The sequence below is a fragment of the Mycobacterium sp. genome (assembly GCF_032162105.1).
Lineage (GTDB): Bacteria > Actinomycetota > Actinomycetes > Mycobacteriales > Mycobacteriaceae > Mycobacterium.
Window position 1 is genome coordinate 1 of record NZ_JAVRPS010000351.1, and the last position, 10,202, is coordinate 10,202.

General features: G+C 67.2%; 8 protein-coding genes and 1 pseudogene. 6 read left to right on the top strand and 3 right to left on the bottom strand.

The features are described 5' to 3' along the window. Nucleotides 1–53 precede the first annotated feature (53 nt). The 4 genes and pseudogenes from QOC69_RS17845 to QOC69_RS17860 all read left to right on the top strand — a co-directional run. Nucleotides 54–122 (top strand): annotated as a pseudogene (locus QOC69_RS17845) (hypothetical protein); the annotation flags it as partial. Between the two features lie 124 nt (nt 123–246). After that, entirely contained in the window at nt 247–435 is a 189-nt protein-coding gene (locus QOC69_RS17850) for a hypothetical protein (RefSeq protein WP_526441942.1), read from the top strand. A gap of 70 nt (nt 436–505) precedes the next feature. Next, nucleotides 506–1,639 (top strand): DUF7159 family protein, encoded by a 1,134-nt coding sequence (locus tag QOC69_RS17855; RefSeq protein WP_526441928.1) that lies wholly within the window; start codon nt 506–508, stop codon nt 1,637–1,639. Nucleotides 1,640–1,812: 173 nt separating this feature from the next. Then, the gene (locus QOC69_RS17860; protein ID WP_526441930.1) at nt 1,813–2,130 is read left to right on the top strand and encodes a hypothetical protein; all 318 of its coding nucleotides are present in this window, start codon (nt 1,813–1,815) and stop codon (nt 2,128–2,130) included. A 68-nt stretch (nt 2,131–2,198) separates the two neighbouring features. On the opposite strand, the gene QOC69_RS17865 is transcribed toward QOC69_RS17860, so the two are convergent. Then, complete coding sequence (locus tag QOC69_RS17865) at nt 2,199–3,905, bottom strand: DUF7937 domain-containing protein (protein WP_526441932.1); 1,707 nt, start codon at nt 3,903–3,905, stop codon at nt 2,199–2,201. Between the two features lie 165 nt (nt 3,906–4,070). On the opposite strand from QOC69_RS17865, the gene QOC69_RS17870 reads away from it, so the two are divergent. Beyond that, complete coding sequence (locus tag QOC69_RS17870) at nt 4,071–5,789, top strand: DUF7159 family protein (protein ID WP_526441934.1); 1,719 nt, start codon at nt 4,071–4,073, stop codon at nt 5,787–5,789. A 134-nt stretch (nt 5,790–5,923) separates the two neighbouring features. Here QOC69_RS17870 and QOC69_RS17875 read toward each other — a convergent pair whose 3' ends face one another. Continuing rightward, on the bottom strand, nt 5,924–7,045 hold the full coding sequence (locus QOC69_RS17875) for a YncE family protein (RefSeq protein ID WP_526441936.1): 1,122 nt from the start codon (nt 7,043–7,045) through the stop codon (nt 5,924–5,926). Between the two features lie 447 nt (nt 7,046–7,492). Between QOC69_RS17875 and QOC69_RS17880 the strand changes: the two genes are divergently transcribed. Further along, nucleotides 7,493–9,181, top strand: coding sequence for a CotH kinase family protein (locus QOC69_RS17880; RefSeq protein WP_526441938.1), 1,689 nt, complete (start codon nt 7,493–7,495; stop codon nt 9,179–9,181). On the opposite strand, the gene QOC69_RS17885 is transcribed toward QOC69_RS17880, so the two are convergent. Beyond that, nucleotides 9,175–10,140: a YjiK family protein gene (locus QOC69_RS17885; RefSeq protein ID WP_526441940.1), complete on the bottom strand. Its 966-nt coding sequence runs from the start codon at nt 10,138–10,140 to the stop codon at nt 9,175–9,177. The two genes, QOC69_RS17880 and QOC69_RS17885, sit on opposite strands and share 7 nt — an antisense overlap. Nucleotides 10,141–10,202: the final 62 nt, after the last annotated feature.

Genomic DNA, 10,202 nt, shown 5'->3' on the forward strand with positions numbered 1-10,202 from the left:
AGCAGGAACGCTGGCTGCTGGACGGCTTCGCGCAGTCCGAAGCCCGCTGGGACGTGCTGGGCCAGCAGGTGTTCTTCTCGCAAGTGGAGTCGACGCCGGGCCCCGGCAGCGGCATCGACCCGGACGCCTGGGACGGCTACACCGCCAATCGCGACCGGATCGTCGCCGCCCGAGCTGATCGAGCTGGTCACCACCTCGATCAGCTCGGGTGGGGACGGCTCGGATTCGCGCGACGAGATCGACGCGGTGCGGCCGGAGACCCCCGACATTCGGTATTTCAGCAACCGCCGCGGCTACGCGAGGACCCGCATCACCCCCGACGAGGTGCGCGCCGACTTCCAGGTGCTGCCGTTCGTCTCGCGCCCAGGGGCGCCCGCGCTCACCGGGGCCTCGTTCGTGGTCGCGGATCGCGAGCCGACGCTGCACCCGGTGTGAACTCACACCCAGGCCACTGCGCCCGGCGGTACTGTCGGACCCAAGTGCAGTCGGATCGGGAGCATGCCAAATGGACCTCGTATTTGGTCTATCGCTGACCTCGACCGCGGTGCGCTGGGTACTCGTCGAGGGAGCGACCGGCGAGGGTGCGCCCATCGACCGCGGCGAGTTCCAAGTCGGCGCGCTGGACGCTGACTTCTTGCTCGACGTCCTCCTCAACCAGGACACCGTCGCCGGCAACCGGTTGCACGCGGTTGGCGTCACCTGGACGAATGAGGCCGCGGTGTCGGCGAGCGTCGTGCTGGACGCCCTGGCGGACCGTGGGGTGCGCAACGTCGTGGCCGTGCCGGACACCGACGCCGCCGAGGCCCTGGCGTACGGGATCGCCGAGATCACCGACTACGACGACGTCGCGGTCTGCGTCGTCGAACCGGACGCCGCCTTCGTGGCGCTGGTGACCGATCACCAAGTGACGGTCGAGCGCATCGACCGGCCGCAGGACCGCGACGATGCCCTCGAGCTGACCAGCAGCGTGATTGCGATGTTGGATTCCACCGCCCGGCGACCAGGCGCGGTCTTCGTCGTCGGTTCGGACGACGTCGACGTCATCGTGTCCTCGTTCGAGGCCATCTCCGAGACGCCGGTCTTCTCCGCCACCGAGGCCGAGCTGGCCCTGGCCCGCGGCGCGGCGCTGGCATCGGCCCGCGAGGTCAACGACGCGGAGGTGCCGGGCGCATGGGTGGGGCCGCGCCTGAAGTCGCGGATCGGCCTGTTGTCGACGGTCCTCGGTGCCGCCGTGCTGACGTTCGTCGTCTCGCTGTCGATGGCGCTCGGCGTTCGCCTGACCCCGGATTCGGCGACGGAAGAACCGCAGAACGTCAACGCCGCCGAAGCCGCCCCCGTCGCGGCACCTCCGCCGCCGCACCGCGCCGCGCCGTCACCGCAGCAGGCGGCGGCCGCGGTCGCGAAAACGATCGTGGTGGCCCGACCGCCTGCACCTGAACCGGCCGCCGCGCCGGTGTACGAGCCGCCCGCCGCTGCGCCCGTCGCACCGCCGCCGGTCTATCAGCCGCCCGCGCCCGCCTACGTTCCACCGCCCGCACCGCTGTACGTTCCGCCGCCTCCGCAGCCGCGGCTTCGTGATCGGATCATCGAGCGCATTCCGATCATCAACCGCTTCCACGAGCCGCAATACCCGCAGTAGGGGCCCGCCCCCGCGGGGCGTTGAAATGCATAACGTCCGCACAGCCTCCTCATAATCACCCCGGCGTACCGTCATTGGTGGGAGTGGAATCGTCTTCCATTCTCCCGGAACGGCTTTGGGCCGAATGGACGACCCAGGGTCTCGATTGCCAGACGAGAATCGCAGGGTTTCGCATGAATCATTTGAAGACCATCGCAGCAGGAACCGCCATCGCCGGATCACTTGGGCTCGCCGCCCTCGGAATCGGCTCGGGCGTGGCGAACGCTGCACCCTCCCCGGTCGTGAACGGCGCGGGCTGGGCACAGGACCGAGGCTGGGGCCACGGTCCCGGGCCGGGCGGCCCCTGGCAGCCCGGCGGCTGGGACGGAGGTGGCTGGGGCGGAGGCCCGGGTTGGGCGCCGCCGCCACCCGACTACGGCTACGGCGGCTACGGCTACGGCGGTCCGCCCTGCGTCACCGGGCCGCTAGGGCTGTTGCACTTCTGCCCGTAGCGGTTCGGCCTCAGGGGCATGGGTGTCTCGCCAGAGTCGTCATCAATTGTTGACGGGCCGCGGAGGTACTAGTCCCGGCGCTCGCCGGGATCGCGTACCTCGGGGAGAGGTTCCGAGGGAGCCCCTACGGCGAACGGACGTTTGGCCGGCACCGTCGGTCCATCGGGAGCCGCATGACGGGATGTCGACTCCGGCCGCCGCTGAATCCGCAGGGCAGTCGTGGCGACCGGCACCTCCGTGGTCGGGGCGAGCCCCGTCGCCGAATCCTGTTTGAGCCGAACGATCTTCGGCATCGTCGTCTGCTGGGGCCGTGGCACGACGGCCGTCGGCGGCTCGACGGGCGCCGGGGTCGCGTTGCGAGGTGCGCGGCGCCGTAGCAGGTAGCCCGCCAACGGGCCGGTGACGATTACGGCGACCAGGATGGCCAGGCTCAGCACGCAGATCACGACGTCGAACATGCTGGTGATCTGTTGAGCCAGGTCGTTGCCGTAGATGGCGTCGGGGCCGCGTGGCGTCGGGTCGGCGTAGCGCGGGGCGAGCGCGACGCCGATGACCAGCTGGGCGGCGGTGAAGACGAAGAGCGAACCGCTGAACGCGGCGATGACGACCGACGACAGCCCACCCTTGGCGAGTTGGCGTTGCAGCCACACCGCGATGCATCCGGTGACGACGTTGAACGCCGTCAGGGCGAAGCTGTCGTAGAGGGACCGCGGCAGATCGAGCCACAGCGCGATGAGGAAGTCGGTGACACGCAGTCCCGCCGCGGCGAACGTCCAAAAGGCGATGAGCGTCAAGCACTTCAGCGCCGCCCCGCGGTAGACGGCCATGGTCGGCGGCTTGACGAGGAAGACGGCGTACAGCGTCGTCGGTACCACGATCGCGGCCGCGGCTGCCCACGCCAGGTAGCCCTCGTACCCGACGGCAGCGGTCGACGTGTTCTCGGCGATGCCGTGGAAGGCGTCGACGTCGCGGCCGACGGCGGCCACCCACACCAGCACGCCAGCGACACCGGCCGACACGCCCAGCGCCGTCGTCGCGAGCCGGGCCGCGGCCGTCTTCTGCAGCAGCCAGGCCGAACCGATGACCAACGCGATCATCGCCACCCCGCCGTACAGGAGGGTGCTGATCACGACCGCGACGTCGTGGCCTGCGACGGTCCCGGTGGTGACGAAGAGGTAGCGCAGTCGCCAGAACAGGTTGAACACCACGGCCCAAGCCGCGAGGACGATCGAGGCCACGCCGATGATCCGAACCGCGGCGTACCAGCGGCCAAAGCCGTTGTCCTCGATGGTGATACTGGTGATCGGGGGCTGCGCGGCGAGCAATGCGCCGGCGACGCCCAGCCAGATGCCCGGGCCGGCACCCGGCGGTACGGCACCGGTTCCGCCGTCGCGGACGGTCGCCACGATGTGGAACCCGATGAACCCGAGCACGCAGAGCAGGTAGGGGATCGTCAGCAAGAACCGAACGCGGATGGTGCGGCCGAAGTCGGGCTGCGGCGCGGTGAGCCGCAACGGTCCGACGTGCGGTGCGAGCGCGGCGGCGATGGCCAGCAGCGTCACCACGACGACCACCACGAACAGGATGGCGCTGCTGCCGGGGACGCCGACCCCGAACTCGATGCTCCACGGCAGGAGCAGGGCGACGACGAGCAGTGCCACGGCGAGCCCGTCGCGCACCCGGTTGGTGCGGGTGGGGACGTAGCCGACCCGCGCCGCGGCGGGGACGCGCGCGGTCGCCACCTGGGCCGTGGCGGCGTCCTGATGTTCGCTCACGTCACTCACTGTTCCCATTTTCGGTCCGGTGCACAAGGTGACGCCAAGGATGTTCCAAGGATTTGCGATAGCGTGGCCGGGGTCGAATTGCGACGTCGGTAACGGTTGCGGGGCGGTGAGCGAAAACCCATACGGATGGGTAGGTCCTGAGTTAGGAGTAGTCCTGTGGACGTAGTCCTCGGGGTCGCGGTGACCGGCCCGGTCGCCCGATTGGCGATGATCGGTTCACCTGGTGGCCAGGTGTTCGACGAATACGCCCTCGACCTGCCCAACAACGCCGCGACGACCGACCTCGCGGACACCATCGTCGGCACCTACCGCGCGGTGACCGATTCAGGCAACCGGCTCTCCGCGACGCGGCTGTCCTTCCTGGACCCATTACAAGCCGACACCCTGCGCCAGATGCTGCTGCGCGCCGGGGTCGAGAACGTCGAGGTGGTGTCCGAGGTCGAGGCGGCCACCGCACTGGTGCGCAGCACCGACGCCAACGCCGCGCTGCTGCTGGTCGACGACGACACCGCAACGCTGACCACCGTCGGTGAAGACTCCATGCCCGCGGCTGTGCTGGCGTCCGTGCCCATCGGCGCCGCCGGTGCGGCCGTCGCCTGCGCGGCGGTGTTGGCCGCGATGCCGGCCCAGCCGGAAGCACCCGTCCGGGTGATGCTCGTCGGGCACCGGGAGGACATGCAGTCCGTCGCCGCGGGCATCCGCGACCAGTCGCGGGTGCCGGTGGAACTGCCCACCGATGCGAGCTTCGCGATCGCCAGGGGAGCGGCCAAGACCGTCGGTTGGGCGACCATCGACCCGGCGGGCCCAGCGACGCAGTTGGCGCCCGCGAGCCCGGCCCCCGATGCGGCGACCGCGCTCCGTGCGGCGGCGGAACCGCAGCTGGCCTACTCGATGGCCGACCCCGACCCGTTGCCCACGGAGATGGGCTACGCCGACGGTCCGTACGAGATACCGATGGATCCGCTCAGCGAGCTGATCCCGGAGCACGACGACGACGCGACGACGTACACCGAGGCAGTAGCGCCGGTGCATCAGCGAATGCTGTTGATGGGCAGCGCAATTGCGTTCCTCGTCGTCAGCTTCGGCACGCTGGCCGTCACCGTCGCGATCAACGTCCGCCCGGCGGCGTCGGCCAGCGAACTGTCGTCGCCCCCCGTGCAGTCCGATACGGTGCCAGGGCGCTACCTGCCTCCGGTTCCGCACGAACCCGACCCGGTGGCCCAGCCGGTCGCCGTGCTGACCCCGCCGCCGGTGCCACCGCCCGCGCCCAAGCCGAGCTTCAGCCCGCGGACCAACACCGGGCCCGTCGTCGACAATGCGCCGGCCGGCCCGCCGATCGAGCAGCCCCCCGCGGAGGCACCACCGCCGCCGGCCGATGTTCCTCCGGCCCCGGGCATCCCGCAGGTGCCGCCGTTCATCCCGTACATCCCGCTTCCGCCGATCGTGGTCTTCCCGCCGTGGTCGCCGCCGTCGACACCGCCGTCCACGCCGCCCTCGACTCCACCGTCCACGCCGCCCTCGACTCCACCGTCCACGCCGCCCTCGACTCCGCCGTCCACGCCGCCCTCGACCCCTCCGTCGTCTGAGCCGTCGTCACCGCCGTCGTCTCCACCGTCCTCGCCGCCGTCGTCCATCGAGTTCACGGCGCCGCCGTCCGTGCCCTCGGTTGCACCGGTGCCGAAACCGGAACCGGTGTACACCCCGGCGCCCGAGCCGGTGTACACGGCGCCGCAGGCGCCGGCCTACGTCCCGCCGGCCGTGGCCCCAGCGCCCGCACCTGCGCCCGCCCCGGCCCCAGCTCCCGAACCGGCTCCGGTCGCCCCGCAGGTCCCGGTAATCCAGGCGCCGGTGACGACGGTGGTCGTACTCCCGTAGGGGCTGGACGCGAATGCCCACCGCCGAGCGACTACGCGAGTACGACCACCGCAGTCCAAGTTCCCTTGCTGGACAGGCGCTTCCGTGTATCTACACGCAGACCACGGCGATCAGCCGGGAACGATCCGGGCTCACTAGCCGGTTGAGAACACCGAAATGCCACCATTGGGGAATCCCGCCGCGCCGGCCTGAAAGGGCACCTCGACTTGCCCGAGCGTGCTGTCGATGGCGACAGAATGCGCGCCTGTGCCGACAGGAACCGTGAAGAGCAGCTGCCGCGTCGTTCCATCGACGACTCCCATCTGCGGGTCAAATCCCTTCGCGGCAGCGGTGCCACCCTTCACGAAGTGCCGCGCAGGCAGGAAATAGCGGTTGGACGTGGGATCGTAATTGACCTGGTCCACTCCGCCAAACGGCACGGTGGCGCGGATTGCGCCACTTGCACGATCCATGATCAGGGTCATGAGCGGATCCCCGGCCGGCGGATCGCATCCAATGAGCACGTCGTTGTTCGGGCCAAGCACCATTCCCGTCGGTCCGCATTTTCCGAGCGGAAACGATTTGCTGACAGCAGGTTTTCCAGCCGCCACAGAGCTCCCGGTGATGACATCGAGCTCGCCAGCGGGATTGGCGGAGGTCCCGTCATTGTTGATCAAGAAACTCTTCGAGACGGGATCGTATGCGCATGCTTCCAGTCCCGACGAACCGTTGAAGACAAGCTTTGTGACCGGCTTTTGTGTCAGTGTCGAAATGAAAGTGGCGAACGGCGGCGAGTCTCCGGGACTCGCGTACATCGCGAGATGATCGTCAGGGTCGTAGCAGCCTTCATCGACCCGTGACCCGGAATTGCTGATTGGTATCGTGTTGACCGTCTTTTGCGCATCCGTATCGATCACCTTGATCGAGTCGACGTCGCCGACATAGATCGTGTGCGTGCCGGTGATGCCGACGATTCCATCGGGCCCGGACTCGTCTGTCGTTGCGCCAGCACCGGTGAACGGCCCGGGGATCTGCGCGATCAACTTGTTCGATTTGGTATCCACGACATCCACGGCCTTGTTGTTCCGGTCGGCAAGAAAGTACTTGCCGGCCTCGACGTAGCCGATGTCGGAACTGAATGGTGGGGTCGATGCATTAGGCACGGCAATGTTGGTCAGCAGCTTGGGTGGTGTCGGTGCAGCGGTGCTGTTGACTCCACCTCCACCTCCACCTCCACAACCGGCCAAAGCGGCTGTACCGACCAGCAATACGGTCATCAATGGGTATTTCATCCTTCGAGCGCCTTTCCCACGACATTCCCCGGCGCGTACACGTCGGGGTCGAGCCACATGTTGATCAAACGACGACGGCTAGCCCTGATTCACGGGCGTCGCCGCTAACTGAATACTGCATACAATCCGTCCAAATGTGAACGGGATCACACGGTTACCAGGAGATTCACACCATCTCAGACAGGGGATTCACAGAATCACTCCCTCGGCCAGGTGGGTCCACGCCTGGCGACGGACTCGAGACCGCGCGGTACTGGATCCGTCTCACTCTCGCCGGGCCGTCTACGGGCCGAGGCGGCCGATCAAACGTGAACGATTCGGGCCAAGAGGACGACGCTTCGCGGGGTCGAGTACTGCGATACGCGCACTGATCGGCGGCACCCGGCGCACCCTCTAGATAGGCCACGAAGCATGGCTCGAGGGGGAATGGCGATGAGCGCCCAGCAGCAGCAAGCACTCGATTCGTTCTATGCGCTCGACAACGTCGTCACGGTCAAGATCACGATGCCGCAGGCCGACTGGGATTTGGTGCGCAACGAGGAGCCCCAAGGCGGTCGGTGCAACTTCGAATGGACCGAAGGCGCCAGGTACGAATGGCGCAAGGCGACCTCGGTCGAGATATCCGGGACGAGGTTTCCCGCGGCGGCCACGTTCGCGGACGTGGGCGTCAAGAAGAAGTCATTCTGCGGCTCGATAGACAGCAACAAGCCGTGCCTGCACGTCGACTTCGGCAAGTACGGCGATGCCAACGTCCCCGGGATCGAAGCCCTGATCGGGTCGCGGTACGTGACGGTCAACAACTCCATTCAAGACGAGTCCTACGTCAGGCAGACGCTCGGATACCGGATGCTGGACATGGCCGGGCTGCCCCATTCGCGATGCAACTACGCCAGGGTGTTCGTCAACGGAACGCCGATCGGCCAAGGCGGCGCTAGCGTCAACAGCCCCGGCATCTACGTCAATGCCGAGCCGGTGATGAAGCGCTACATCGAGCGGAACTTCAACGGCAACATGAAGGGCAATCTGTACGAACTCGAGCATCACGACGACTTCCTCGACGAGAGGGTGCGATTCATCGGCGTCGAGGACCTCTCCAAGTTCGACGACAAGGCCGATCTGAAATTCGCGATCAGTCACGTCAAGGCGAACGGACTGGCCGGCGCCGACCAGATGCTCGACATGGACCAGTACCTCAAGGTCTATGCGATGGAGTTCTTCCTCAAGCATTGGGACGGTTACGCCGACAACACCAACAACACCTACGTCTACAACGACGTGGCGGCCGTCGCGGCCCCCGGCGTGGGCAACGTCAAGTTCAAGATGATCCCATGGGGCATCGACCAAACCTTGCAGCCAGGCCGGCCCTTCAAGCTGGGCCGCGACGGGGTGATCGCCCAGCTGGTCCGCAACGACGACGCCCGTCGTCAACGATTGTTCGACCAGATCCGGGCGTATCGGGACACCCTGTTCAGCCGCGAGCACCAGCAGACGGTCCTGAAACCGTTGATCGACCAAATGCAGGCGCTGCTCACGGGTTTCGGTGTGCCCGATGCCGTGGCGAAGATCGATTCGGTGCGGCAGCAACTACGCCTTGCCGAATCGGCCGGATACATCGCGGCGGGTCTGCCAGGCGCCGCCAAACCGGTCTACGTCCTCAAGCACGACACCAGTGCCTGTCTGCATGCCAGCAATACCGAGTCGATTCCGCCGGGCATCCCGGCTCCGGCGAACTTCGAGGTCTACCACCAACCGCTGCGGGACGACAACGACGCCACCGACCTATGGGCTCTCAACGACCTCGGGACGGGAAAGTCGTTGACCAATCAGGCATTCGGCCGAAATCTGCATGCCAGCGGTACGCAAGTCACACCGCAGGGGCACAAGTACCTCTATACGTGTGCGCCCAGTAACGGCTCACATGCCGAGGAGTTCACGATCGCGCCCGTACCCGTTCCCATCACGGATGTCGCCAACCCGCCGGGGCGCTTCGCATACACCGGCTGCTTCAACCTCGTCAGCGTGCGGACGAATGAGATGGCGAAGTTCGGGCTCGACCTCACACCGGGCGGCAGGGCGAGGGTGCACCAGGAGCTGCCCGGGTCCGACCTCTACTTCTACTGATTCACACCGGGATAGCCGACCACCGCATAGCCACCGCCGTCGTCGATGACGAGGATCTTCTTCTCGTCGCCGTTCCAGAACGTCGTGACGCCTTCGGGTTTCATCGATCGATGGAAGGCGATGTCCAGCAGCCGGGCCTTGTCGCTGCTGCCGTTCCAGCGGCACAGCTGAAAGGGGGCGTCCCCGCGGCTCGTCGAACGCCCTAGCAGAATCAGGTAGTCCCCGGCCTCATCGTCGTACGAAAGGTCACGGACTCCTTGTCTCGCAGTCGACTTCGGTATGCGGACGCGGACGATGGATGGCGGCCCGAGCGACGACGTGGTCCACGACGCGGCGGCCACGTCGACGGGAACGCGGATGAGCGCGATTTCTCCGGGATCTGCCGGCCCGCGGAGGCCGAACAGAAGCGCACCTGCGTGCGGATCCCACTCCAGCCCTTCGATGTTCAGCCCGCCGGCGTCCGGTTCTCGTTCGCCGGCCTTTGCCAGCGAGGGTTCGTGGCACAGTAGCCAAGCCCGGAATCCGTCCATCGGTTCCGCGTGCAGGTCGCCGTGAGGGGTGTAGCGGGCCCGCACCAATCCGTCGGACCGGTTGGCGCCCGCGACGCAGAGCGACGATGCGACGACGAGAAGGGTCTCGCCGTTCCGGTCGATGCGGGCGAGGCCTTCGGGATCGCGCAGTGCTCCGTCCGCGACGCCCGCGAGTGGACGCCGCGCAATGCGCTCGGCTTCGGCGTCGTCGTCATCGAGGGCGAGTTCGAAGAGTGCCGACGGATCGTGGTTGTCGACGAAGACGAATCGGTGTGGGCCCACCTGCGCGACGCCTGAGGCGTTGAACGGCGCCTTGCCGTTCTTCTCGCCGAACGGTGTCGGCTTGACCTTCTTCCGCGGGCCGAGCCGACTTGCGGCGTGTCGAACGGCGTCAAACGCGGCGGTGAATTTGCCGGTCCAGTGCGCCACGTCGTCCCTGTCTAAGAGTTGACCCGTGTTGGGTCATGCAGCGTCAATCAGTTTGGGGGCTG